This window comes from Erwinia sp. L03-1 (genome assembly GCF_058686115.1).
Map to the genome: position 1 here is coordinate 2,612,217 of NZ_CM178762.1, position 24,790 is coordinate 2,637,006.

Genomic DNA, 24,790 nt, shown 5'->3' on the forward strand with positions numbered 1-24,790 from the left:
CATCGCGATGTCAGAAAAATATGACCTGGGATGGTATGGCAAACTGCCTGGAACCGGTGACTTTCTGCAGCGCCGACTGTCAGCGAGCACGGTAGCAAGCTGGTCTAACTGGTTTCAGCTGGGCATGGCCCACTGGCACCAGCACAGTGAAGGGGGCAGCCAACTCTTCCGTCGCGCACCGGTATGGAATTTTGCCCTGCCCGCTACGCTGGGCGTACAGCGAATACAAATTGGCTGCCTGCTACCCTCCTGTGATCGCGTTGGACGCACCTGGCCGCTGTTGGCGTTACAAAGCGTACCGGTAAGCCTGTGGCATCCGGCCCAGCTGGCCGTCTCCGGTGAGTGGTTCCGAACGCTGGGGGAAACCCTTTATCAGGGCGTGGTCCAGTCAGCTTCTCCCGATCTGCTGGAAGCCGCGCTTTCCGCATTAACGCCGCTGGCCCTTCCCGATACCGGTCGATCGGATATTATGGACGTGCTTGGCTATCAGGATCTGCCCTGTACGCTGGCATGGCGCGAGGTCGCCCTCCGTTTTGATCCGATGCAGTACACCAGCTACTGGTGGACAAACCAGAGCGATGGATATCCGCTGGCCAGCCATAAGCACAGCGGCAATCTGACCGCGCAATTATTTTCGCAACTGTTCGACCCGGACGCCGTAGCGCAGCCGGGTCGAAATGGACTCTATCCACCGATGTTTGAGTAATGTTAGCTGGCCTTATGGCCCTGGCTCAGGAAAAGCGAATGCGATTTACCATTGTTGAAAGCCGCACCGAGGTGCCCGTTACCGCCTGCGAATTTGTTTCGCCCGGCGGAACGATTGGGCGCAGCGCCGATAACGATCTTGTGCTGCCCGATGCCGATCGTGCGATATCGCGCCTGCAGGCGGTGGTGCAGGTTACCTGCAACGGCGAGTGTCGTCTGACTAATCACGGCAGCGTGATTGCCGTGCTGCACAACCATACTCCGCTGGCGCGCGGCAGTCAGACGACGCTTCAGCATGGCGACCTGCTGGGTATTGGTGATTATCAAATCGCCGTCTGCGACCCGGCCCGCGAGCATGAAGAACCCCAAAGCCCTCTCGACCCGCTCTCATTATTTACCCCCCTCAACGAATCCGGCGACGATCCGCTGGGCATCCTGGAAGACGAAGCGCCGATCGTCATTCATCCTGCCGATACCTTAAGTCCCGAGCAGCTGGCTTCCCGCATGAACCGACAGCACTCCGCCCGGCTGGGTATTGACCCGGTCAGCCATAACCCGCCTCCCGCCGGGCACTACCCTGCCCAGGGTAACGAACAGCGCCTGCTAGCCGCACTGATGGAGGGTATGGGGCTGGATTATGGCCCGGGTAAAAGCCAGGTGACCGAGGATCAGATGCGCATTACCGGCCGTATGCTCAGCCTGTTTTCGCAGGGGACGGTCGCGCTGCTCTCATCGCGTTCGATCCTCAAGCGGGGCGTAAAAGCCGAGATGACCATGATCCTCAACGAAGCCAATAATCCCTTCAAGATCCTGCCTTCCGGAAAAACGGTCCTGATGCAGATTTACCAGAGCCATATGCCGGGCTTTATGCCGCCTGAACAGGCGGTCAGGGATGCGCTGGTCGATTTACAGGCGCACCAGCTGGGAATGATTGCCGGCATCAGAGCGATCATTGCCGCCATGCTGCAATCGTTCAATCCTCAGCGCCTGGAGGAAAATGCGAAGCGCGACGGTAATCTCTCGCGCATGGGCCTCAGCATCACCCGCAAAGCGGCGATGTGGGATTATTTCATGCGCCATTATCAAAAGACCTCAGGTGAGGTTGAAGATGATTTCCATACGCTATTCGGCGAAGCCTTCCTCCAGGCGTATGATATGGAAGTTAATCAGTATAAAGACTCGCAAATTCAAGCGGATGAAAATGAACATTAATTTTGCCTCGACCTCGCAAACGGGTGCGCGCGAAACCAATCAGGATGAGACCGGCGCGTTGCCGGGTGAGCACCGCGCCTGTTTTCTGGTCTGCGATGGCGTGGCAGGGAATGAAGGCGGCGGTAAAGCGGCTCAGCTTGCCCGGGATGCCCTGCTTGCTCAGTTAGCCGTTGATGCCCCGCTTAACCCGGAAGAGACCGCAGGCTGGATCGCTATCGCCGAGCAGGCCATCCACCAGGCGCAGCAGAATAATCCGAATTTTGCGCAGATGAGCACCACCCTCGCGGCGTTGTTTATTAATCGTGATGACTCGCGCGCATGGTGGGTGCATGCCGGGGATAGCCGCATTTATCACTTCCGCCGGGGATTTATTCATCGGGTCACGCGCGACCATAGTCTGGTGCAACAGATGAAGGATGCGGGCTATGAAAATACCGGAATTAACAGTAATTTACTTTATAATGCGCTCGGCGTAGCGGGAAGCCAACCGGTAAGCTACAGCGAAGTGATGCCGCTTGAGGATGGCGACGTTTTTTTACTTTGTACCGATGGTTTCTGGTGCAGCCTGACATCCCAGGAGATGGAGCAGGCCCTGCGCATGGTGAACTCTCCGCAGGAGTGGCTGGCGCTGATGCAGAAAGCGATCAATCGCAGTGAGAAAAATGACAATCTGAGCGCCATTGCGGTGTGGGTCGGCTCACCCCAGGAAACCACCCTTTTTCAATCCATGGCGGATTCCGCTCGTTTTCTACCGCCGCGTAAGTCACCACAAGGAACGCTATGAAATTTTGGTTGCCCGCCACCCTGATAGTGTTATTTGCTGCCACCGCACAGGCAGAGGATTATCGCGCGGTTTACTCGCCCAGCCTCGCGCTGGAGGTGTACATCGACAACGTTGACAGCAACGCACCTGAAGACTGGTGTCATGAGAATATTCATCTGCGTATTGTCTCAGGCAAGGCCAGCGAGTCCAGCGTGCTGAACACCTTTCTGCCAAGGGTAGGCAATCTGCTACAAAACCAGTGTAGCAAGCTTCTTGAGCTTCCCTGGCAGATGACCACAGAGACCGGGGCCGTTCTGGCCACGGGAACGGCGGCAAAGGAGCAGAAATGGCACCCTATCGTGCTGGCGGACGGTACCCCTGCGGCGACTGCCGGTAACGCCGAGCCGCTGGACCTCTCGCAGCCGGCCAACGCCGAGCCTTTACAGCACTTTGACCTGCCCGGCGGCTGCCATTTCCGCACCTGGTGGGACAAAAACGGCCAGTCGCTGTTTATACCGGATGGTAAAGGCCTGCGCTGCCCTACCCAGGGGTGGCTGGAAGGGAAAAGTGAGCTGACTCTTTCCCATGACGGTAAAAATGAGCAGGTAAACGTGGAGTTTTACGAGGGCTTTCCACTGCAAAATATTCATCCGGCGGCGGGAACGCTGGATATCACTGCCGCCAATAACCAGCGGCTGGTCGTCAGCAGGAAAGGTGTGCCGGACAGCTGGCTGCTGCTGCCCTTTAATAAGGCCCACCATGTCTGGTCCTTTGATGGCACCCTGCTGGTGAAGATGGACAGACGCCAGGCAACGGATGCGGGTGCAGTCAGGGCGCGAGTGGAAACTATACGTAAAGCCTGGGCTGCGATTATCGATCCGAAAACAAAAGTTACCGTGCTGCTGGTTGATGACCTGCATGCCGATCTGGCCGATCCGGCAATTGGTGCCTGGCGCACCGTTAACTGACCCGCACTTAGAGAGTGGTTACTATGTCGGCGAACGAAAAGACAAAAAATGTGCCCAGCGCCCTTCCGGCGGGCCACCGTTTTAACGAGTTTGAGATTAAAGAAGTGATTGGCGGGGGCGGCTTCGGGATTGTCTATCGCGCATGGGATCACCTGCTTGAACGCACCATTGCAATAAAGGAATATTTGCCGATCTCTCTCGCTTCGCGCGGGGAAGATTTAGAGATTGTTCTGCGGGGCGAGCGCTATCAGAAACTTTTTGCCGCTGGCCTGAGCAGCTTTATACGCGAAGCCCGCCTGCTGGCGCGCTTTAATCATCCTGGCCTGCTGCACGTCCTGCGCTTCTGGGAGGAGAACGGCACCGCCTACATGGGGACGCTGTATTACAGCGGCACCACGCTGAAAGCCTGGCAGTCGGCCAGACCGGAGTCGATTGATGATGCCTGGATACGGCAGCTGCTGCCGCCGCTATTTGGCGCGATCAATACCCTGCATCAGGGCGGATTTCTGCATCGGGATATCTCGCTGGATAATATCCAAATCCAGGATAACCAGCTGCCGGTGCTGCTGGACTTCGGCTCGGCCCGAAAAGAAATTGGTAACCTCTCTGACCAGACCGAAATTATGCTTAAGCCGGGCTACGCGCCCATTGAGCAGTACAGCGAGGAGAGTGACAGCGACCAGGGGCCATGGACCGATATCTATGCGCTGGGTGCCGTACTGCATACGCTGGTCACCGGCGCACCGCCGCCGGTTAGCGTGGTGCGCTGTATTGAGGACCGCTATCAGCCCCTGACGCAGCTGCGTCCGGCGGGCTTTTCCCTGTCGCTGCTCAATGCCATTGATCGGGCGCTGATGATGAAACCCCAGGACAGGCCGCAGTCAATTGATGAACTCGCCGCCCTGATTGAGCTACCGGTCAGTACCGTTGAAGAGCTGGTTTGCACGCCGTCGCACCTGACGCTGGCAGACGAGATATTTGAGCCGCTGCCGGATGCGGAACCCGAACCGATAGCCGTGGCGATCAACCCGGCTGCGCGGCCCGTCACGGCAGATACCCCGCTCAGGATCCGCAAGCTGTCCAGGCCGCTGCTGATCCTCTGCGGCGTCGCCGTGGTGGCGGTGGTGGCGCTGGTTTCTATGGTCAACCAAAGCGGGCCGACAGAGCGCGCTGAACAGTCTGCTTTCCCCTCGGGGACCGCAACCTCTTCCCAGGCTGCCAGCGCGTCAGCCACTGCCTCAGTACCCCATTCCGCCCCCATGCTGGCGACGGTTTATCTGAGGCTGGCCCATGGAGAGACCGTGATGCTAAACGGCGCGCCGGTGGACGTTAAGCCCAATAATAGCGGCTACGCCTCGCTCAACCTGGCGGCGGGCCATTATAAAATTGAGGTGCATTCAGGCGAAGGCGTTCATGCTCAACAGCTGGAGATCGATCGCGCAGGCACCTGGCTGATTAATCCCGGAGGGTGACTGGGGGTGGGGTCAACCCACCCGCCCGACGTGGCACTGCTGTAGCTCACGAACGCGCTGTACCAGACCAGTCAGGCAGTCGTCATAGAGGCCGCGCTTGTTCAGTTCCTGCTCAAGTGAAAACAGATATTGCGCATTGCTCCCCAGTGGGCCGCTGGCCTGAGCGATCAGCGGCGCGGTGGTCGCGGGGCAGGTATCGGACTCATACAGCGCATGGCGGGGATCCATTACGAAGGCCAGCGCGGTGACCCGACGTCCATCGTTAAGCGCCAGTTCGCACCAGGTGGGCAGGTAGCAGCCCGTCACCATTTCACGCTTCCAGAGCAGCGTCAGCTCTTCATGCAGCGTCCCTTCCGGCAGCCTGAACGCCACACCGGTCGTCTGGCCGCCATCCTTCAGGGCCAGCATGCGGCCGGGCTGCGTGGCCGTCCCTCGCCCCGCGGTGAGGCGCAGGCAAAAGGCACGATGCCAGCCGCGTAGCGTACCTTCTGCCGCCTCTTCTGACTCAAAAATAGGGTTCCACATCAGCGAACCATAGCCAAAAATCCATACCGGGCTGTGGTCGGGGCGACAGGCCAGCGTGGCGGCCAGCGAAGCAGCCCGCTGTTCGCAGGTCCATAACAACGATTCTTCAATGGTGCCAAAAGCCGTTTTACAATCCGCTTTTAATAAGAAATCCCGCGTCAACATAGACCCTTCTCCCCTTCCCGTGAGCATCAATGCGTCATGTTATGCTCAATGCTTTAACTATGAATAATTAACCCACTTATCGTTCGGTTATGAACACTGACCCTATGTCATTCAGACTTTGCAATCAAGGGTGACGGTCATCACAAAAGTAATTCTTTCGACATGGTGATCATCGGCAGCACTAAGACAAACTTAAGCGCCCGGTTGCCGGGCGGTTTCTGATTGTCGCTGAAGGGCGTTAAGGCGGTTGAGCGTGAAGAGCATAGAAACGTACATTGAGAGGGTAATCTGATGTTTAAAATGAATTGTCTGCTAATTAAGATTGGTGCTGGCAGGCAGTACTGCGGGTCGTCGTACCCCTTTACACTCCACCTGTCCCCTGCTACAAGTTTGGCCGTATTACTTCTTATGCCACTTATCGTCATCACCCTTGTGATACTGGTGCTTTACCGCAGCCCAGGCAACTTTATGTGCGACCTCTTCCTGAGACTCATCGCCGCGACGCTCTTTTTTATCCTTATACTCTTCCCAGGCGCTGTTAAAGGCTGCCTGATAAATGTCCTGCGCATGTGCGGGCAGCACATTTTTTACGCTATCCGGCAGGGACGAACGGGTTTTATATGGCATAGGTTATCTCCTCTTTTATCACTGTTACCAGCCTGGTAAAGATCCTGTCAAATAGCCATTTAGTACTTTATAGACCATTAAGCTTCTAAAACTGATAAAGCTCGCTACACGGGCACAAACCACGGCTGAAAAAGCATTTTTTCTGCGTATAATTCGCAACAAATAATTTTAATATCCGATTAGATACAGTGAGATAAGATGCCAGACCGCAAAAATAACGCCTTCAACTAAAAAAATCGCCATTCGGTAATATTTCGTAAAATATTAGGTAATTTACCCCGTCAGGCCTTATACTGCGACCGCTTGTATTATCAACACTTATTACCATTATTGTAGAAGCTTACGCAGCCATTGCCTCCCGGGTTAACCATTAAATAAAAGGGTCAAATGCCTATGAGTTCGAACGACAGCGGCAAAACACGCCACACCGAGTACTCTCTTATTCTTCCCCTCGCCGCGCTGGTCATACTCTGGTTTTGGGGTGCATCAGGTTCACTATCCGTTGTGGTGGGAATCAACCTGCTGGCGCTGGTCGCTATCCTGAGCAGCGCTTTTAGCGTGGTGCGTCACGCTGACGTGCTTGCGCACCGACTGGGTGAACCCTACGGCTCCCTGATCCTCAGCCTGTCGGTAGTCATTCTTGAAGTCAGCCTGATTTCAGCCCTGATGGCGACGGGTGATGCCGCGCCCGCGCTGATGCGCGACACGCTTTACTCAATCATCATGATTGTGACCTGTGGACTGGTGGGGGCCGCGCTGCTGCTGGGGGGGCGTAAATTTGCGACCCAGTATGTCAATCTGGCCGGGGTGAAGCAGTATCTGATCGCCATTTTTCCACTGGGTATTCTGGTGCTGGTATTTCCTAACGCGCTACCCGGCGGAAACTTTACGCCGGGACAGGCGCTGTTAATCTCAGCCCTTTCTGCGGCGATGTATGGCGTATTCCTGCTGATCCAGACCAAGACCCATCAGAGCCTGTTTGTTTACGAGCATGAAGACGAGGGCGACGATCCCCATCACGGCAAACCTTCAGCCCACTCCAGCCTGTGGCATACCCTCTGGCTGATTGTCCATCTGGTCGCGGTCATTGCGGTCACCAAGATGAACGCCAACACGCTGGAATCACTGCTGACCGAATTACATGCGCCTGAGCAGTTTACCGGCTTCCTGGTCGCGCTGCTTATCCTCTCACCCGAAGGGCTGGGTGCGATTAAAGCCGTGCTGGCAAATCAGGTGCAGCGCGCCATGAATCTCTTCTTTGGTTCCGTGCTGGCGACTATCTCTCTGACCGTACCGGCCGTCACCATTATCGCTACCCTCACCGGTCAGCAGCTGATATTCGGGCTTGAGTCATCGCAAATGGTGGTGATGGTTGCCGCCCTTCTGCTGTGTCAGATCTCTTTCTCGACCGGACGAACCAATGTACTGAACGGCGCGGCACACCTGGCGCTGTTTGTGGGGTATCTGATGACCATCATGCTGTAGCGGTAAGGAAGGGATGTAAAGCTTCTGAAGCGCGGGAACGTGCACAGTAAAGCGGGCTCCGGGATGGAGCCCGCTTTATTTCAACTAGCTGCTGGTATCCAGCGCGGGGAAGTTCTTCACCAGATCGTCGATAGCTTTAATCTGTGCCAGGAATGGCTCAAGCTTATCCAGCGGCAGCGCTGACGGGCCGTCGCATTTTGCATTAGCCGGATCCGGGTGCGCTTCAATAAACAGGCCTGCCAGACCCACGGCCATGCCAGCACGGGCCAGTTCGGTGACCTGACCACGACGGCCACCAGACGCGGAGCCAAAGGGGTCACGACACTGGAGCGCATGGGTAACGTCAAAAATCACCGGGCTGCCGTTAGAGACCTGCTTCATGACGTTAAAGCCGAGCATATCCACAACCAGGTTATCGTAGCCAAAGTTGGCACCGCGATCGCACAGGATCACCTGCTCATTGCCGCCCTCGGCAAACTTTTCAACAATATTCCCCATCTGCCCGGGGCTGACGAACTGCGGTTTCTTCACGTTGATCACCGCGCCGGTTTTCGCCATGGCTTCTACCAGATCGGTCTGACGGGCAAGGAAGGCGGGCAGCTGGATAACATCCACCACGTCTGCCACGGCCTGAGCCTGGCTGGCTTCATGCACGTCGGTAATAATTTTCACACCAAAAGCCTGCTTCAGCTCCTGGAAAATTTTCATCCCCTCTTCCAGACCTGGCCCACGGTAGGAGCGAATGGAGGAGCGGTTGGCCTTATCAAAAGAGGCTTTAAAAACGTAAGGAATACCCAGCTTCTGCGTAACGGTGACGTAATGCTCGCAAATACGCATCGCCAGATCGCGCGATTCCAGCACGTTCATACCACCAAACAGGACGAACGGCAGATCGTTACCGACCCTGATATCACCAATGTTAACCACTTTTTGTTTCATGTAATCGCCTTATCCATGCAGAAAATAGTCGCCCGTCACTTTCACACAGTCGCGCGCTGGCACCCGGGTGACGGCGGCAAAAACAGATTAGTGCAGCGTAATCTGCTTTTGTTCAATTGAGTGGATCTGTAGCTTAATCATTTCGCTAACCGGATCTTCCGGGCACTGTTCAACAAAATAGGCCAGATCGTTTAACGCAATATGTTCGCAATCCAGCTGGGCAAAAATCAGCCCGCGATCGCGGATTTCATAGGGATCTTCCGGATCCATCTGCACCAGCACCTGGCTGACCTGCAGCGCCAGCTCCATCTGCTTCTCGTCCATCAGCGCCGACTTCAAGGTGTCCAGCATTTTGCTTAGCACCAGATGCGACTCCGCTTCCTGCAGATCGTCATCATACAGCTCGGCTATCGGACCAATATTCCCTTTCAGCCACACTTCCAGCGTATGTTCGCTCAGCGTTTCGCCGTCGAAAGGGTTAATCAGCCACATCTCTTCATCCAGCCAGTCCGCCCGCAGGATCAGCTGCGTAGGGAAAATCACCGGCATCAGCGGCAGAGAAAGCTCTCTGGCAATATGCAGGAAAATCACCCCCAGCGACACGGCCGTGCCCTGCCGCGTTTTCAGTACATTGTCCAGCCACAGCGTATCCGACAGGCGATAAACGCCGCTCGCACCGCCAAAACCCCATGTCTGCCAAAACAGCTCAATCAGCTTTTCCAGCTTTTGATCCTGTTCTAACTGACCCGGTAGCTGGTCGCGGGCCTCTTTCACCAGCGCAGCCAGCTGCTTATTAACGTCATCAGCAGGAAAATCGGGGCGAATCGCCTGCATCGCGGCGATCACCGCCTCACAGAGCGGAAGCGCTGTGAGATCTACATTTGCTATCGACGTCATAAAATCCCCAACAGTGGCACTTTGGTTGTAGCCAGTCTGTAAATAATCACCAGCGTCGCAACCGCCACAATAAATGCAATCCAGCGTACTTTTTGCGCCCGGGGACGGCGCCCGAGGGCCACAAATCCGAGCGCGATATAGATGATAACGCCAAACAGCTTCTCAGTCAGCCAGGCTCCCTGAGGCGTAAACGGGTAAAAATGCGTTATCACCACCAACAGAATACCTGAAAGCAACAGCAGCGTATCGTTCAGATGCGGCACGATGCGCACCCAGCGCTGCTGTAGCATCGCCGAACCGCGCTGGAGCCAGTAAAAACGCAGCACAAGCATCAGCGCGGTGATCCCCACGGTCAGAAGATGAAGGTTTTTAATCAGGCTGTACCATGCGATCATGTTTAGTTCCTCTGTAAGGGAGTCTGTGCACGGGTGACGCGGTCATTCCCGCCGTAATCCTGCAGGGTGTCCACCTGTACAAAGTGATTTTCAAGTAAAATACGCCGTACCCGCTTCGCCTGCTGCCAGCCGTGCTCAAGCAGGAGCCAGCCGCCAGGGAGCAAATACCTTGCGGCCTGAGCCGCGATCAGCGCGATGTCAGCCAGGCCATTATCGTCAGCGATCAGCGCGCTGGCTGGCTCAAAGCGTACATCGCCCTGCTGCAAATGAACGTCATCGCGATCAATATAGGGTGGATTACTGACAATAAGATTGAAGTGCGACGCCTCCAGGGCGGTAAACCAGTCGCTGAGGGAAAAGGTGGCATTGGTAATGCCCAGGCGCTGCGCATTGCGTTCCGCCAGGCTGACGGCGCCAGGGATGCGGTCCACACCGATCACGCGGCAGTCGGGCCGCTCGCTGGCGATGGCCAGCGCCACGGCACCTGTGCCGGTCCCTAAATCAAGCACCGCCGCAGGCGTGGCAGGCAGATGCTGCAACGCCTGTTCAACCAGAAGCTCGGTGTCAGGACGGGGGATCAGCGTCTCAGGGGAAACCAGCAGGGAAAGGGACCAGAATTCGCGCTCACCGGTCAGATAAGCCACCGGCTCGCCGCCAGCCCGGCGCAGCAGCAGCGCCTCCAGCTGCGTCAGCTGCTCAGGGCTGAGCAGCTGGTCGTCAAAGGCCATCAGCCAGCTGCGGGATTTGCCGGTGACAAACCCCAACAAAATTTGTGCATCGCGCTTCGCGCTGTCACTGCCCGGCAGGCGGGCGATGGCGGCGCGCAGCCACTGACGAATCTCCATCAATCCTGCTCGGACAGCGCAGCCAGCTGGTCCGCCTGATATTCCTGAACGATAGGTTCGATCAGCATATCGAGCTTACCCTGCATCGCCTCATCCAGACGGTAAAGCGTCAGGTTGATGCGGTGATCGGTAATACGCCCCTGCGGATAGTTATAGGTGCGGTTGCGGTCCGAGCGGTCGCCGCTGCCCAGCAGGTTGCGGCGCGTGGAGGCCTCTTCCAGCTGGCGTTTGGCCATTTCCGCCGCGCGAATACGCGCACCCAGCACCGCCAGCGCTTTGGCTTTGTTCTTATGCTGGGAACGCTCATCCTGGCACTCCACCACGATGCCGGTGGGCAGGTGGGTAATACGGATGGCGGAATCGGTGGTGTTAACGTGCTGGCCGCCCGCGCCCGAGGAGCGGAAGGTATCGATTTTCAGATCGCCCGGATTGATATCCGGCAGTTCTGCTTCCGGCAGTTCGGGCATAATCGCCACGGTGCAGGCGGAGGTGTGAATACGTCCCTGCGATTCCGTTTCCGGTACGCGCTGAACGCGATGGCCGCCGGATTCAAACTTCAGGCGGCCATAGGCGCCGTCGCCGATCACTTTAGCAATGACTTCTTTATAGCCGCCGTGCTCGCCTTCGTTGGCACTCAGCACTTCTATCTTCCAGCGGCGGGCTTCCGCGTAGCGGCTGTACATGCGGAACAGATCGCCCGCGAAAATCGCTGCTTCATCGCCGCCGGTTCCCGCGCGCACTTCCAGATAGCAGTTGCGCTCATCGTCAGGGTCCTTCGGCAGCAGAAGAACCTGTAGCTCCTGCTCAAGCCCTTCGCTGGCCGCCTGCGCCTCTTTCAGCTCATCCTGAGCCATATCGCGCATTTCAGGGTCCGCCAGCATCTCTTCCGCGGTGGCGATATCATCCTGAGTCTGCTGCCAGCGACGGAAACACTGGCTCACGTCGGTCAACTGAGCATATTCCCGCGAGAGTGCACGAAAACGCTCCTGATCGGCAATTACGCCCGCATCACCCAGCATGACCTCCACTTCTTCATGGCGTTCCTGCAGGGCTTCCAGCTTGGCAACAATAGAAGGCTTCATTAATCTTGTTTTACCTTGTATTCAAAGAGGCGAAAACGCTAATCCAGCCCGAGGCTGTCGCGTAAAATCTGCAGGCGTTCGGTATCCCCATCACGGGCAGCCTGCTGAAGAGATTTGGTTGGAGCGTGGATCAAGCGGTTAGTGAGCTTATGCGCCATTTCGCGCAGCACCTGCTGAGGGTCGCCCCCCTGCGCAAGCGCGGCCAGCGCCCGCTCTTCAAGCCCGGCACGCACTTCATCTGCCTGAGCACGATAGTCGCGGATGGTCTCCACGGCGCTTTGCGCGCGCAGCCAGGACATAAACTCGCCGCTCTCCTGCAGGACTATCGTTTCGGCTTCTACCGCCGCGGCCTTACGCTGAGCCATATTACTTTCGATAATCGCCTGAAGATCATCCACGCTGTAAAGATAGGCATTCGCCAGCTTGCCGACTTCCGGCTCGACGTCGCGCGGAACCGCAATATCGACCAGCAGCATGGGCTGATTGCGGCGCTGCTTCAGCGCGCGCTCAACCATGCCCTTACCGATGATCGGCAGCGAGCTGGCGGTGGAGCTGATGATAATATCGGCTTCGGCCAGACGCGAGTCGATCTCCGCCAGGCCAATCACTTCTGCCCCCACCTCGCTGGCCAGCGTCTGTGCGCGCTCACGGGTGCGGTTGGCGATAATCAGTTTCTGCACGTCATGCTGGCGAAGATGCCGGGCCGCCAGCTCAATCGTTTCGCCTGCCCCCACCAGCATGACGGTCACGGTCGCCAGGGATTCGAAAATCTGCCGCGCCAGCGTACAGGCAGCAAAGGCAACGGATACGGCACTGGCGCCGATCTCGGTTTCCGTCCGCACGCGTTTGGCGACGGAGAAGGATTTCTGGAACATTCTCTCCAGCTCGCTGGAGTGGGAGTGTCCGCGATGGGAGTCGGCATAGGCCTTCTTCACCTGCCCGAGGATCTGCGGCTCGCCCAGCACCAGCGAGTCCAGCCCGCTGGCCACGCGCATCAGATGACTGACCGCCTCATCGCCCTGATGCCAGTAGAGACTTTTGCGCACGTCATCGGCGCTCAGGCCGTGGTAGTCACACAGCCACTTCACCAGCTGTTCCTGCAAATTTTCCTGCTGCTCGACGCTTAAGTATAACTCGGTCCGGTTACAGGTAGACAGCACGACGCCGCCCTGCACCAGCGGCTGAGCCAGCAGGCTGTTAAGGGCCTGATCCAACGTCTCCGGCGAGAACGTAACGCGTTCACGCAGGGCGACGGGAGCCGTTTTATGATTTATTCCGAGTGCCAGCAACGTCATGGTGATTGGTTGGGGATATCCCACTGTTGATAGGGTTTTGTGAGGCGCATTCTACAAGATGCGCGAGATCAAGAAAAGCCATCCTTCGCCACAGGCTGTAACAAGATATAGCCATTGAGGGGTAAATAAGACAAATTGAGCATTGACCGCATGCCGTTGAGTAGATAGCGTGGACGGTTACTTTGGGCATGAACGCCCGTGATAAGTCTGAGGAGCTGACCCCCTATGTTTATGCAGAATCGCCGCCTGATGCGGCTTCTCCCGCTTGCCAGCGTCCTGCTGGCTGCCTGTAGCGTTAATAAACCCCAGGGGCCAGGGCAGAGTGTTACTTCTCCACAATGGCAACAGCACCAGCAGTCCGTAGAGAAAATAACCCATTATCAAACCCGGGGCGCTTTTGCCTATCTCTCCGATAGCCAGAAAGTTTATGCCCGTTTTAACTGGCAGCAGACCGCGCCCGATCGCTATCGCCTGCTGTTGACTAACCCGCTCGGCAGCACTGAACTCCAGCTGGACGCACAGGGCAGCGTGGTACAGCTGGTGGATAACAAAGGCAAGCGCTACGTCAGCAACGATGCGGAAAAAATGATCTCGCAGCTTACCGGTATGGACATTCCATTAAACAGCCTGCGCCAGTGGATCCTCGGCCTGCCGGGCGACTCAACCGACTATGCCCTGGATGATCAGTACCGCCTGCGCCAGGTGAACTACAGCCGTAACGGTCAGAAGTGGACCGTCACCTATCAGGGATATGACAACAAACTTAATCCTACCCTGCCCTCTAATCTGGAACTCCGGGAAGGCAACCAGCGTATCAAGCTGAAGATGGACAGCTGGACGGTAAAATGAAACCTGGCGATATTCAGCCGGCGCTGAGCCGCACGACGTGGCCTGCACCCGCTAAACTCAACCTGTTTCTCTATATCACCGGCCGTCGGCCAGACGGCTATCATGACCTGCAAACGCTGTTTCAGTTTCTGGATTACGGTGACGAACTGACGTTTGAACCGAACGTTAGCGGCAAAATCAGCCTGGTCACGCCCGTTGCGGGCGTGGCCGAAGAAAATAATCTGATCTTTCGCGCGGCTTCGCTACTGAAGGAAAGCGCCCTGCGGGCAGGGCGTATTTCAACCGGGGCGGGCGTCCGGATCAGCCTTGAAAAACGGCTGCCAATGGGCGGCGGTCTGGGCGGCGGGTCGTCCGATGCGGCCACCGTGCTGGTGGCCCTGAATCATCTGTGGCAAACGGGCTATACGCCTGAGCAACTTTCGGCGCTGGGCCTGACGCTGGGCGCTGATGTGCCGGTTTTTGTTCAGGGCTTTGCCGCCTTTGCAGAAGGGGTTGGCGAACGGCTTACGCCGGTCCATCCGAAGGAGAAATGGTACCTGGTGCTGCATCCCGGCGTGAACATTTCCACCCCTGTCGTTTTCAACGATCCCGAGCTTCATCGCACCACACCCGTACGTGAAATCAGTCAGTTATTACGGGCTGATTTCAGCAATGATTGTGAGCCAGTAGTAAGAAAACGTTTTCGTGAGGTTGAACAGCTTGTTTCCTGGCTGCTAGAATACGCGCCGTCGCGCCTGACTGGAACGGGCGCTTGTGTGTTTGCCGAATTCGACACCGAGTGCTCTGCCCGCCAGGTGTTTGAGCTGGCTTCGGAAAAGTGGCCGGGGTTTGTCGCGCGAGGCGTTAATACCTCGCCGCTGCACCGCCGCCTTTCTGAGTCATCAGAGTAATTTGTCGCATCGCCCGTTCCTGATGCGCAGGCTACTCTTTACTACACCCGTATGAACCCGTCAGCGGTATACCGCCCAGTGCCGCTAACGATGTTGTTCATTCTCTGGACGCAAAGCCTGAGGTTCTTCTCGTGCCTGATATGAAGCTTTTTGCTGGTAACGCCACCCCGGAACTAGCACAACGTATTGCCAACCGCCTTTACACGAGCCTGGGCGACGCCGCCGTCGGTCGTTTCAGTGATGGTGAAGTGAGCGTACAAATTAATGAAAATGTACGCGGTGGTGATATTTTCATCATCCAGTCCACCTGTGCCCCTACCAATGACAACCTGATGGAACTGGTTGTGATGGTTGATGCCCTGCGTCGCGCTTCCGCCGGCCGTATTACCGCCGTTATCCCCTACTTTGGCTATGCCCGTCAGGATCGTCGCGTGCGTTCTGCCCGCGTCCCCATTACCGCCAAAGTGGTTGCTGACTTCCTTTCCAGCGTCGGTGTTGACCGCGTCCTGACCGTGGATCTGCATGCAGAGCAGATTCAGGGCTTCTTTGACGTCCCGGTTGATAACGTATTTGGTAGCCCAATCCTGCTGGAAGATATGCTGCAGATTGGTCTGGTGAATCCGATTGTGGTTTCCCCGGATATCGGCGGCGTGGTTCGCGCCCGTGCTATCGCTAAGCTGCTGAACGATACCGACATGGCTATCATCGACAAGCGTCGTCCGCGTGCTAACGTCTCTCAGGTGATGCACATCATCGGTGACGTGGCGGGCCGCGACTGCGTGCTGGTTGACGATATGATCGATACCGGCGGCACGCTGTGTAAGGCTGCCGAGGCGCTGAAGGAACGAGGTGCCAAACGCGTATTTGCCTACGCCACGCACCCTATTTTCTCAGGCAATGCGGTAGAAAATCTGCGTCATTCGGTGATTGATGAAGTGGTGGTTTGCGACACCATTCCGCTGCCGGAAGAGATTAAGGCGCTGCCAAACGTGCGTACCCTTACGCTCTCTGGCATGCTGGCTGAAGCGATTCGTCGCATCAGCAATGAAGAGTCTATTTCTGCGATGTTCGAGCATTAATAAACGTGGGACGGGTTCGCCCGTCCCACTTCTTTCGCGCTAGCTGAACAGCAAACGCTGATCGTCCCTGCCACCCGGTTCCCACCGGCGAATACCAATCCCCTTCAAACGCTGGCTTTTATGCCCTCCTGCCAGGACGTGATTTACAGCAACACTTTTACGGTGAGCTATCACGACAGTTCCATAAAAACGAAGCTGTGGGGGCAGAATTACTGATGTCCGTGATGGTTGCCGGAAGGGCGACGGCAGCGCTCATCGCCATAATGGCGTACCCAGTAGTAGTGATCGGTTATCTTTTCACGTCCGCTAATGCGCGCGCCAACCAGCCACAGCAGCGCGCCGATGAAAATGCTAAGAATTGAACCCTGGATCATCAGCTGCGGCATCTGGAGCTGAGGAAGCTGGTTCAGTACGGCAAAAGCAATGCCAGCCAGCATCACCACCAAACCCAATACCATCAGCGCGTTACCCGCGTAATGTGCATGTTTACGTTTCATAATCCACCTCCAGAAGCAAAGCGGGGCAGAATCCACCCCAAAGTAAGATAAGTTTACCTAATGGATACGCAATCTGGTGCGGGTCCGATCACATTTATCGCTTAAAGTTTGACATAACTTTACGTCTAAAGGGTTGTTTTACTATAGAAAACTTATTATCACGCAGGGCGATTAGTGTGGCTTTCGTCACATCACTGCGCGTTACTTTGAGTTCTGCCGTTCTGCCAGGTACACTAGCCCCCTGATAACGCATTCTTCAGGAACAGAGACAAGTGAGCAGCATTAAACTGATTGTGGGCCTTGCCAACCCCGGCGCCGAATATGCCGCAACCCGCCACAACGCTGGAGCCTGGTACGTTGATCTCCTGGCTGAACGACACAACCAGTCCCTAAAGGAAGAGAGCAAATTCTACGGCTACACCGCCCGCCTGAACCTGAGCGGCAACGATGTCCGTCTGCTGGTGCCCACCACCTTTATGAACCTGAGCGGTAAAGCCGTCGCCGCGATGGCAACCTTTTACCGTATCGCGCCGGAAGAGATTCTGGTGGCGCACGATGAGCTGGACCTGCTTCCCGGCATCGCAAAGTTCAAACAGAGTGGCGGCCACGGCGGGCATAACGGTCTGAAGGACATCATCAGCAAGCTGGGCAACAGCCAGGACTTCCACCGCCTGCGCATTGGCATTGGGCATCCTGGCGATCGTAATAAAGTGGTGGGGTTTGTACTGGGTAAACCTCAGGCCGCCGAGCAGACGCTTATCGACAGTGCGATAGATGAGGCTGCCCGCTGTACCGAGCTCTGGCTGAAGGAAGATAAGCTGAAGGCGATGAATCGCCTTCACGCGTTTAAAGCCTGATGGGATATTAGTCGCTGTCTGCGGCCACCTGATAGTTGGGGTCATCCAGCTCATGGCTGCAGAACGGGCCCGCTTTCTTCAGTAGGCTGATGCAGTCACGGCTGAGATGACGCAGCCGGACGCTGCGTCCCGCCTCCACGTAGCGGCTGGTGAGTTTATCAATCGCCTCCACGCCGCTCGAATCCATCACCCGCGTATGGGCAAAATCAATTACCACCGCCTCGCAATCCTGCTCCGGGTGAAACAATTCGTTAAAGCTGGCAGCCGAACCAAAGAATAGCGGTCCTTCAAGCCGGTACGTCTTCACGCCCTCTTCTTCCCGCTGATCCACAATGGTAATGCGTGCATGCTGCCAGGCAAACACCAGCGCCGAGATAATCACGCCGCAGATAACCGCCATGGCCAGGTCGGTATAGATTGTCACCAGGGTAACGGCTACCATAATCACCGCGTCCGGCTTTGGCATGCGCTTAAGGCGACGCAGCGATGTCCATTCAAAGGTATTGATGCAGACCACAAACATAATACCCGCCAGCGCGGCCACCGGCAGCAGCGCGATATATTTCGACAGGCTGATAACAAACAGGATCAGCAGAACGGCCCCAACCAGATTGGAAATCCGTCCGCGACCGCCGGAGGTAAAGTTAATAATCGACTGACCGATCATCGCACAGCCGGCGAAGCTGCCAAAGAAGCCGCAAAGGGTATTGCCAATGCCCTGTGCGACGCACTCCCGGTTACCGTTACCCTTTTTACTGCCCATATCGTCCAGTACCGCGAGGGTCAGCAGCGACTCAATCAGACCCACCAGCGCAATAATCACCGAATAGGGCAGCACCACTTTTAGCGTGGCCCAGCTCAGCGGTGCCTCCGGCAGGTGGAAAAAAGGCAGCGTGCCGGAGATATCGGCCAGGTCTCCGACGCGTTTGGTATCCAGGCCAAAACCGATGGCAATGGCGCTGATAGCGATCAGCGCGGCCAGCGAACCGGGGATGACGCGGGTGAACTTTGGAAACAGCCAGACAATCAGCATCGCCAGCGCGACCAGGCCGTACATCACGGGTCCCTGATGTTTAATCATCGGGATTTGCGCCAGAGCGATAACAATCGCCAGCCCGTTCACGAAACCGTAAATCGCCGGCTGCGGCACCAGCCGGATAAACTTGCCCAGCCTGAACAGACCAATTGCCAGCTGGATAACACCGGCGAAAATCGTTGCCAGCAGCACGTACTGATAGCCATGGGTTTGGATCAGACCGATAAGTACGACGATTATCGATCCGGCTGCGCCTGAAATCATGCCCGGCTTACCGCCAAAGAAGGCGGTGACCAGCCCGAGGATAAACGCGGTGTGCAGACCGATCGTGGGCGACAGACCGGCCAGCAGCGAGAAGGCCGTCGCTTCCGGGATGAGCGCCACCGAGACAACGGCACCGGCCAGCACGTCGTTTTTAACGTCCGTTGCCTTAAGGTTGCTGAAATTAAACATACTTTTTCCAATATTATTAAGTTATGCCACGCCTGCACCGCCTTTAACATTACGGTGAGAAATATCACATTTGGGGAGAGCCGTGCGGTGAAAGGAAGCACTCAGGATGGCGTAAGCAGGAAGCCCGGCATCCGCTTGCGTCTCCGTTAATTGTAAAGTCCGGTCAGTATCAGGAAATGTGAAGTGGATCTCAACTCATTTCCTGACGGGCCGGAGAGAAATCGCCCCCATCGCAGCGATAATTACGTGTATAATGCGCGGAAACTTTTAGTGTTACTCAACATCTATCGTCCGGAATCGGTTATATCTGCCGGGCGCTCAAGCAATTAAGGTGATTCAAACATGGGATTCAAATGCGGTATTGTGGGCCTGCCGAACGTCGGAAAATCGACTCTGTTCAATGCGTTAACCAAAGCGGGCATCGAAGCAGCTAACTTCCCGTTCTGTACCATTGAGCCAAACACCGGCGTGGTGCCAATGCCTGATTCCCGCCTGGATAAGCTGGCTGAAATCGTTAAGCCGCAGCGTATCCTGCCGACCACCATGGAATTCGTGGATATCGCCGGCCTGGTGAAAGGTGCCTCGAAAGGTGAAGGCCTGGGTAACCAGTTCCTGACCAATATCCGCGAAACCGAAGCTATCGGCCACGTGGTACGCTGCTTCGAGAATGACAACATCATCCACGTGAATAACAAGGTCGATCCGGCTGACGATATTGACGTTATCAATACCGAGCTGGCGCTTTCTGACCTGGATACCTGCGAACGTGCGCTCCAGCGCGTGCAGAAAAAAGCCAAGGGCGGCGACAAGGACGCTAAGGCCGAGCAGGCCGCGCTGGAGAAGTGTCTGCCGCACCTTTCCAATGCCGGTATGCTGCGCTCGCTGGATCTTAACGACGATGATAAAGCGGCCATCCGCCACCTGAGCTTCCTGACCCTGAAGCCCACCATGTATATTGCCAACGTTAACGAAGACGGCTTCGAGAACAATCCTTACCTCGACAAAGTGCGTGAAATCGCCGATGCCGAAGGCTCAGTGGTGGTTGCCGTGTGCGCGGCAGTTGAATCCGATATCGCCGAGCTGGACGACGCCGACCGCGAAGAGTTTATGGCCGAGCTGGGCATTGAAGAGCCAGGCCTGAACCGCGTGATCCGCGCGGGCTATGCCCTGCTGAATCTGCAAACCTACTTTACCGCAGGCGTGAAGGAAGTACGTGCCTGGACCATCCCGGTCGGCGCTACCGCTCCACAGGCCGCCGGTAAAATCCACACCGACTTTGAGAAGGGCTTTATCCGCGCCCAGACCATCGCCTATGAAGATTTCATCACCTACAAGGGTGAACAGGGCGCGAAAGAAGCCGGTAAGATGCGCTCCGAAGGCAAAGAGTACATCGTTAAAGATGGCGACGTGATGAACTTCCTGTTTAACGTCTAAATGAAATTTGTCGTCTCATGAGGTTTCAAAGCATCTCATAATGATCACAAAAACCTATAAAATCCACGCAGTTGCGTGGATTTTTGTTTTCATAAAGTCTCATGAAATCTCACCACAGCGCAGTCAAAAATGAGTACATGGATGAGTACAACATTCTTCCATCTTCATTTTAAGTGAGTACAATAACGGTATAATAAATAAACAAGGCCCCGTTATGCTCACTGATACGCAATGCCGCACTGCCAGGCCGAAAGAAAAACTCTATCGGCTCAATGATTTCAATGGTCTCTACCTCGAAGTGAAACCCAATGGCAAAAAGGCATGGCGCTATCGGTTTAAACTCAATGGTAAATCCAGCATGTCTGCGCTGGGTGAGTACCCGACGGTCAAACTTGCCGAAGCTCGCGATAAATGTGAGCAAGCACGTAAGCAAGTTGCGGATGGGGTCAACCCGGTACAGGCGCGTCAGTTGGATAAGATCCGCAAGGTCAACGACGCATCAAATACTTTTGAGCTTGTTGCGAAGGAGTGGTTACAGCTGAAAGACTGGACTGAAATAACTAAAACACGTCGCCTTGATATGCTGGAACGAGTGGTTTTTCCTGCTATTGGTAAGCTCCCTGTCAAAGAGATAACCCCTCACCACATCCTTAGAATTCTCCAGGAAACAGCTAAACGTGGAGCACCTACCGTTGCTGCAGAAGCGCGACGCACTATTTCTTCGGTTTTCGAATTAGCTGTAGCGACTCTTCGTGCTGAAAGTGATCCTGTTTGGCCAGTTCGCAAAGCGTTGCCAGCAAACAAGACTCAGCACAAACAGGCTTTGAACCAACAGCAAATCGGGAAGCTACTAGGCGACTTCGATAACAGCCGTGGTACTTATCAAGTCAACTATTGTATGTGGTTAATGTGGTGGACGTTAGCACGGCCAGCTGAAGTGACTGAAGCAGAATGGTCAGAATTCAATCTTGATAAGGCGCTTTGGGTCATCCCAGCAACACGTATGAAAGCACGCCGAGAACATGCTATTCCCCTTCCCTCTCAAGCAATCAAAATGCTCAGAACGCTTCATGGTTTAACTGGGCATCGCCCTCATCTCTTTCCGGGAAGGGATAACCCACTGGGCCCTATGACATCACACTCATTACGCCAACTTCTTAAGAGTCTCGGCTGGAGCGGTACTTTTAGTCCACATGCAACCCGAACCACAGGTAGCACTCGTTTAAACGAGATGGGCTATCGGCCTGATGCTATTGAGGCGCAACTTGCGCATGCTGATACCAACAATGTTCGTCGCACATACAACCATGCAACTTATCTTGATGAGCGTAAAGTGATGATGCAGGAATGGGCTGACATGTTGGGCAAATGGGTAGCAGAATTCGAGTAGAACTTATTGCACTTAGTGAAACACGAGGATAGAACTCATTCCTCAGGGTCCACTTTGTGCCAGAAGCAGACATTGCTAGTACCGAACCATGTTAATTGTTTTGGGGAGAAGCTCACAGTTGAAGGTATCCCCCTGCTTTATAATTAAAGCCAAAAATTCTACAAAGCTGCGTGGTTTCAGACGTTTTTTTCACAGGAGATTATGAACATTGTTAAAGCTAAAAAAACAGGTCAATCCAAAACCGTCTGATATTTCCACAAAAAGTATATTATACAACAAAGAGATGTTTCGGCTTAAAGCCTACTTAAAACTTAATAATATTGAACGAGCCCGCACCAGAGAACCATTCAATAAAGAAGTACTAAGTTCAGCCGTAATCGATGAGCTTAAGCGAGTCCAAAATAACAAATGTGCATACTGTGAAACCGCTCTAGAAGGTGGAAGTGATAGGTTTATATCGCACTATAGACCTCTGAGCAATGCTATCGATCCAAAAAACAATATTGAACATGTGCATTGCTACTCTTGGTTTGCTTATGAATGGCAAAACTTGATATTGATTTGTGAAGAATGTAATAGCTACAAGCTCAACTATTTCCCCATAATGGGTCGCACTGCATATACCTTTTCTTCATGGAAAGCAGCGCAAATAATGGAGCAACCTATACTGCTCAACCCATTTGAGGACAATCCAACAAGTCATCTGATGTTCGATACAGATGGTATGGTTTTTGGCAATACTGAACAGGGGAAAGCAACCGTAGACTTGCTTAACCTTAACCGGTCAAGTCTTCAAATAAATCGTAAAAAAACAATTGCTCAAACACTCGAGCTGATTCTTTTTAGCTATGATAACAATGAGTTAATCAAGACTCTGAGTGAACACACAAATGATGCTAATACCTACGCTGGTGCTATCAGGAATTGTCTTAGTCATGTATGCCGCATACTTCAAAATAAAAATGGCAATAATAAATACTTTTCTCATTCAGACATCATAAAAAAAATAATTAGGCTTAAAGCAGAATACTCATCTAGCCAATGGGAAGAGGCCATTAAATGTTGCAAAATTAACCATCTGGAATTTGTAATTCAAAATACCAACTTGGGTGGTTTTTCTTTGCCAAAGAGATATTCGCACATTAGAAAAATTGAAATCAATCAATTCAAGGGCATAGAATATTTTTCTCTGGATTTCGATAGTGATGTCTCAAATCATCAAACCTCTTGTACTATGCTTTTAGGAGAGAACGCGACCGGGAAAAGTTCAATTCTTCAAGCTATAGCCCTTGCTGTGATGAATGCCGCTGACCGCCGACGACTTCCTCTTAATCGTCAAGATATAGTTACTCATGGGCTTGATGTACACGGAATATCTCAAAATCAACTTAATGTGACCGTTTATTTTCGCAATGATGAGCATGTATCCTTAATAATGGATCACGAAACAGGTAAATTTAGAACTATTGGAAAGCCTCAAAATTTAGTCTTTGGCTATGGTTCAAGGCGTTACTTCCTATCTAGGAGATTAATTAAGAATCAACCCTGTCCTAGTAAGACGCTATTCAGCCAAGCCGCAAGTTTACCCGACCCTACATTATGGCTCTTAGGCATAGGTGACGATAAATTCAATGCTATAGCGCGGGCATTAGCATCACTACTAACCTTACGTACTGGTGAATTTGTATCCCGTGATTCCCATTCAATTTTCATTCAGCGCCACACATCAACTTTACCAATTGAGCACCTTAGTGAGGGATATAAATCTTTATTTGCGATGGCTGTAGATATCATGAGGGAAATGCTCAATCATTGGGATAACTTGGAGTTTGCTCAGGGAGTCGTATTGGTTGATGAAATTGAAAATCACTTACACCCTCGATGGAAAATGCGGGTTATGAGTGCATTACGCGAATCACTCCCTAAAGTGCAATTCATCACCTCGACTCATGATCCTCTTTGCCTAAGAGGAATGTTTAAAAACGAAGTAAAAGTGTTATATCGGGATCAAGATGGGTACCTGAAACACGTGGAACACTTGCCAAACGTAGCTAATATGCGCATCGAACAAATTTTAACATCTGATTATTTCGGCTTGGCTACCACTGAAGATCCAATGCGCCAGAGCGCCCTTGAGACGCTTGCCAAATACGCAGTATATAAAGATAGTGAACTGTCACTACAAGAACGTAAACATCGCGACGAATTATTAGAAAACTATGGTTCTCTACCTATAATAGGCGACACTATTGATCGACAAATCATAGCCCAAGCATTAACCCGACACATACGTGACACAAGCTTGGTGACCATTGTAGAACGTACCCAAGCTAGAGAAGAATCAGTTAAAGCGATCATCGAGATACTTAAACGCAATAGGAGCAAATATGATATCCGTTGACCGCAATCGTATACCCAAACCAGCATCGCTAACTGAGCCAAATGGTGCTGGGTATCGTGAGAAAGTACGAGCATCCATTTATTACCAAACTCCTCAAAATAAGGCTTACCCATTCGCATATTACAAAGAGAACGATGTGATAGATGCACTAAACTCATTGTTCTATAACAAGTGTGCCTACTGCGAGAGTAAGATTACAAACACTGGACCGATCGATGTTGAACACTTTCGACCAAAGGGAAAAATTGAGGGCGAGACTAATCATTTTGGTTATTGGTGGCTAGCCACGGAATGGACTAATTTGCTATCTTCCTGTATTGACTGTAATCGTGGTCGTTACCAAATTCACCTGAGCAGTGAAGATGGCCAACAATTAACACAAGGGGAAAAATTAAGTGGCAAGCACGATCACTTCCCAGTAGCAGGACCGCGAGCCACCTGTGCCACTGATGACCATAGTCTAAATAACTGCGCTTAATAGTAGATCACTGAAGGGAACTCAATCCGGTTTGAGCGATCTGATCAATCG

The 24,790-nt window shown here is 53.9% G+C and carries 24 protein-coding genes; 14 read left to right on the plus strand and 10 right to left on the minus strand.

Annotated features, from left to right (window positions below):
• The first annotated feature begins 7 nt into the window (after positions 1-7).
• Genes tagF through AC4PCC_RS12060 form a run of 5 tightly spaced genes read left to right on the plus strand, consistent with a single transcriptional unit; the run spans position 8 to position 5,120 of the window.
• Positions 8-706 (plus strand): type VI secretion system-associated protein TagF, encoded by a 699-nt coding sequence (tagF, locus tag AC4PCC_RS12040; protein WP_067703733.1) that lies wholly within the window; start codon positions 8-10, stop codon positions 704-706.
• 38 nt (positions 707-744) lie between these two features.
• Positions 745-1,917: a type VI secretion system-associated FHA domain protein TagH gene (gene tagH, locus AC4PCC_RS12045; RefSeq protein WP_492124667.1), complete on the plus strand. Its 1,173-nt coding sequence runs from the start codon at positions 745-747 to the stop codon at positions 1,915-1,917.
• Positions 1,907-2,701, plus strand: coding sequence for a PP2C family protein-serine/threonine phosphatase (locus AC4PCC_RS12050; protein ID WP_492124668.1), 795 nt, complete (start codon positions 1,907-1,909; stop codon positions 2,699-2,701). The genes tagH and AC4PCC_RS12050 overlap by 11 nt, the downstream gene beginning before the upstream one ends.
• The gene (locus AC4PCC_RS12055) at positions 2,698-3,648 is read left to right on the plus strand and encodes a hypothetical protein (RefSeq protein WP_492124669.1); all 951 of its coding nucleotides are present in this window, start codon (positions 2,698-2,700) and stop codon (positions 3,646-3,648) included. The genes AC4PCC_RS12050 and AC4PCC_RS12055 overlap by 4 nt, the downstream gene beginning before the upstream one ends.
• Before the next feature lie 23 nt (positions 3,649-3,671).
• Positions 3,672-5,120, plus strand: coding sequence for a serine/threonine protein kinase (locus tag AC4PCC_RS12060; protein ID WP_492124670.1), 1,449 nt, complete (start codon positions 3,672-3,674; stop codon positions 5,118-5,120).
• A 12-nt stretch (positions 5,121-5,132) separates the two neighbouring features.
• Here the strand turns inward: AC4PCC_RS12060 and AC4PCC_RS12065 are convergent, their stop codons facing one another.
• Positions 5,133-5,810, minus strand: a complete 678-nt coding sequence (locus AC4PCC_RS12065) for a gamma-glutamylcyclotransferase (protein ID WP_492124671.1) — start codon at positions 5,808-5,810, stop codon at positions 5,133-5,135.
• 399 nt (positions 5,811-6,209) lie between these two features.
• Positions 6,210-6,437 (minus strand): putative cation transport regulator ChaB, encoded by a 228-nt coding sequence (gene chaB, locus AC4PCC_RS12070; RefSeq protein WP_492124672.1) that lies wholly within the window; start codon positions 6,435-6,437, stop codon positions 6,210-6,212.
• Between the two features lie 393 nt (positions 6,438-6,830).
• Here chaB and chaA point away from each other — a divergent pair, with 393 nt between their 5' ends.
• A complete protein-coding gene (gene chaA, locus AC4PCC_RS12075; protein WP_492124673.1) occupies positions 6,831-7,922 on the plus strand; it encodes a sodium-potassium/proton antiporter ChaA in 1,092 nt (363 codons plus the stop codon).
• 84 nt (positions 7,923-8,006) lie between these two features.
• On the opposite strand, the gene kdsA is transcribed toward chaA, so the two are convergent.
• The 6 genes from kdsA to hemA form a co-directional block, all read right to left on the minus strand.
• Positions 8,007-8,861 carry a 3-deoxy-8-phosphooctulonate synthase gene (gene kdsA / locus AC4PCC_RS12080; RefSeq protein ID WP_067703409.1) on the minus strand — a complete coding sequence of 285 codons (855 nt, stop codon included), beginning with the start codon at positions 8,859-8,861 and terminating at the stop codon, positions 8,007-8,009.
• A gap of 87 nt (positions 8,862-8,948) precedes the next feature.
• Positions 8,949-9,758 (minus strand): invasion regulator SirB1, encoded by an 810-nt coding sequence (sirB1, locus tag AC4PCC_RS12085; RefSeq protein WP_492124674.1) that lies wholly within the window; start codon positions 9,756-9,758, stop codon positions 8,949-8,951.
• Entirely contained in the window at positions 9,755-10,153 is a 399-nt protein-coding gene (locus tag AC4PCC_RS12090; protein WP_067703402.1) for a SirB2 family protein, read from the minus strand. Before AC4PCC_RS12090 ends, sirB1 begins: the two co-directional genes overlap by 4 nt.
• A 2-nt stretch (positions 10,154-10,155) precedes the next feature.
• A complete protein-coding gene (gene prmC / locus AC4PCC_RS12095; protein ID WP_492124675.1) occupies positions 10,156-10,998 on the minus strand; it encodes a peptide chain release factor N(5)-glutamine methyltransferase in 843 nt (280 codons plus the stop codon).
• Positions 10,998-12,080 (minus strand): peptide chain release factor 1, encoded by a 1,083-nt coding sequence (prfA, locus tag AC4PCC_RS12100; RefSeq protein ID WP_067703396.1) that lies wholly within the window; start codon positions 12,078-12,080, stop codon positions 10,998-11,000. The genes prmC and prfA overlap by 1 nt, the downstream gene beginning before the upstream one ends.
• A 38-nt stretch (positions 12,081-12,118) precedes the next feature.
• Positions 12,119-13,375: a glutamyl-tRNA reductase gene (hemA, locus tag AC4PCC_RS12105; protein WP_492124676.1), complete on the minus strand. Its 1,257-nt coding sequence runs from the start codon at positions 13,373-13,375 to the stop codon at positions 12,119-12,121.
• A 225-nt stretch (positions 13,376-13,600) separates the two neighbouring features.
• Between hemA and lolB the strand changes: the two genes are divergently transcribed.
• The 3 genes from lolB to prs all read left to right on the plus strand — a co-directional run bounded on the left by lolB (position 13,601) and on the right by prs (position 16,193).
• On the plus strand, positions 13,601-14,224 hold the full coding sequence (gene lolB, locus AC4PCC_RS12110; protein ID WP_492124677.1) for a lipoprotein insertase outer membrane protein LolB: 624 nt from the start codon (positions 13,601-13,603) through the stop codon (positions 14,222-14,224).
• Positions 14,221-15,114, plus strand: a complete 894-nt coding sequence (gene ispE / locus AC4PCC_RS12115; protein ID WP_492124678.1) for a 4-(cytidine 5'-diphospho)-2-C-methyl-D-erythritol kinase — start codon at positions 14,221-14,223, stop codon at positions 15,112-15,114. Before lolB ends, ispE begins: the two co-directional genes overlap by 4 nt.
• 131 nt (positions 15,115-15,245) lie before the next feature.
• Positions 15,246-16,193: a ribose-phosphate diphosphokinase gene (prs, locus tag AC4PCC_RS12120; RefSeq protein ID WP_156484946.1), complete on the plus strand. Its 948-nt coding sequence runs from the start codon at positions 15,246-15,248 to the stop codon at positions 16,191-16,193.
• A gap of 209 nt (positions 16,194-16,402) precedes the next feature.
• On the opposite strand, the gene ychH is transcribed toward prs, so the two are convergent.
• On the minus strand, positions 16,403-16,690 hold the full coding sequence (gene ychH / locus AC4PCC_RS12125) for a stress-induced protein YchH (RefSeq protein WP_067703379.1): 288 nt from the start codon (positions 16,688-16,690) through the stop codon (positions 16,403-16,405).
• Positions 16,691-16,962: 272 nt separating this feature from the next.
• Here ychH and pth point away from each other — a divergent pair, with 272 nt between their 5' ends.
• The gene (gene pth, locus AC4PCC_RS12130; RefSeq protein WP_492124679.1) at positions 16,963-17,547 is read left to right on the plus strand and encodes an aminoacyl-tRNA hydrolase; all 585 of its coding nucleotides are present in this window, start codon (positions 16,963-16,965) and stop codon (positions 17,545-17,547) included.
• 7 nt (positions 17,548-17,554) lie between these two features.
• Here the strand turns inward: pth and AC4PCC_RS12135 are convergent, their stop codons facing one another.
• A complete protein-coding gene (locus tag AC4PCC_RS12135; protein ID WP_492124680.1) occupies positions 17,555-19,036 on the minus strand; it encodes a SulP family inorganic anion transporter in 1,482 nt (493 codons plus the stop codon).
• Positions 19,037-19,378: 342 nt separating this feature from the next.
• Here AC4PCC_RS12135 and ychF point away from each other — a divergent pair, with 342 nt between their 5' ends.
• The 4 genes from ychF (at position 19,379) to AC4PCC_RS12155 (ending at position 24,739) form a co-directional block, all read left to right on the plus strand.
• Entirely contained in the window at positions 19,379-20,470 is a 1,092-nt protein-coding gene (gene ychF, locus AC4PCC_RS12140; protein WP_067703371.1) for a redox-regulated ATPase YchF, read from the plus strand.
• Positions 20,471-20,684: 214 nt separating this feature from the next.
• Positions 20,685-21,860, plus strand: a complete 1,176-nt coding sequence (locus AC4PCC_RS12145) for a tyrosine-type recombinase/integrase (RefSeq protein WP_492124681.1) — start codon at positions 20,685-20,687, stop codon at positions 21,858-21,860.
• Between the two features lie 208 nt (positions 21,861-22,068).
• Positions 22,069-24,261, plus strand: coding sequence for an AAA family ATPase (locus AC4PCC_RS12150; RefSeq protein ID WP_492124682.1), 2,193 nt, complete (start codon positions 22,069-22,071; stop codon positions 24,259-24,261).
• The gene (locus AC4PCC_RS12155) at positions 24,248-24,739 is read left to right on the plus strand and encodes an HNH endonuclease family protein (protein ID WP_492124683.1); all 492 of its coding nucleotides are present in this window, start codon (positions 24,248-24,250) and stop codon (positions 24,737-24,739) included. Before AC4PCC_RS12150 ends, AC4PCC_RS12155 begins: the two co-directional genes overlap by 14 nt.
• Positions 24,740-24,790: the final 51 nt, after the last annotated feature.